1 protein-coding gene is annotated in these 644 nt (G+C 63.2%); it reads left to right on the plus strand.

Going from position 1 to position 644, the window contains the following annotated elements:
• The coding region (locus DOM54_RS19830; protein WP_167406525.1) for an Ig-like domain-containing protein at positions 1 to 644 on the plus strand (644 nt) is incomplete at both ends.

A 644-nucleotide genomic window follows, 5' to 3' on the forward strand; every position in this document is an offset into this window, starting at 1 on the left:
CACGGACAACAATGGCGGGGTGAGTGCCCCGCAGACGGTGACGATCACCGTGACCGGCACCAATGATGCGCCGGTGGCCAAAGCGGACACGCCGACGACAGGCGAGAATCAGGTACTCGAAGGCAATGTTCCGGCAGCGACTGACGTCGACGGTATCGTCGAGAGCTATCAGCTCGCCACGGATGTGGGCCAGGGCAACGGCTCGCTGAGCTTCAATAGCGACGGCAGCTACACCTTCAACCCAGGGTCGGACTTCGACAGCCTGCCCGTGGGCGAGAGCCGTAACGTCACCTTCAGCTACACCGCCACGGATAATAATGGCGGTGTCAGTGAACCGCAGACAGTCACTATCACGGTGACTGGCACCAATGATGCCCCGGTGGCCAAGGCCGATACCCAGACCACTGGTGAAAACGCCGCCCTGAACGCTCAGGTGCCGGCAGCGACCGACGTCGACGGTACCGTCGAGAGCTATCAGCTCGCCACGGATGTGGGCCAGGGCAACGGCTCGCTGAGCTTCAACAGCGACGGCAGCTACACCTTCAACCCGGGTGCGGACTTCGACGGCTTGGCCGCTGGCCAGAGTCGTGACGTCACCTTTAGCTACACCGCCACCGACAACAATGGCGGCGTCAGCGCGCCGC

The sequence above is a fragment of the Salinicola acroporae genome (genome assembly GCF_003206615.1).
GTDB classification, from domain to species: domain Bacteria; phylum Pseudomonadota; class Gammaproteobacteria; order Pseudomonadales; family Halomonadaceae; genus Salinicola; species Salinicola acroporae.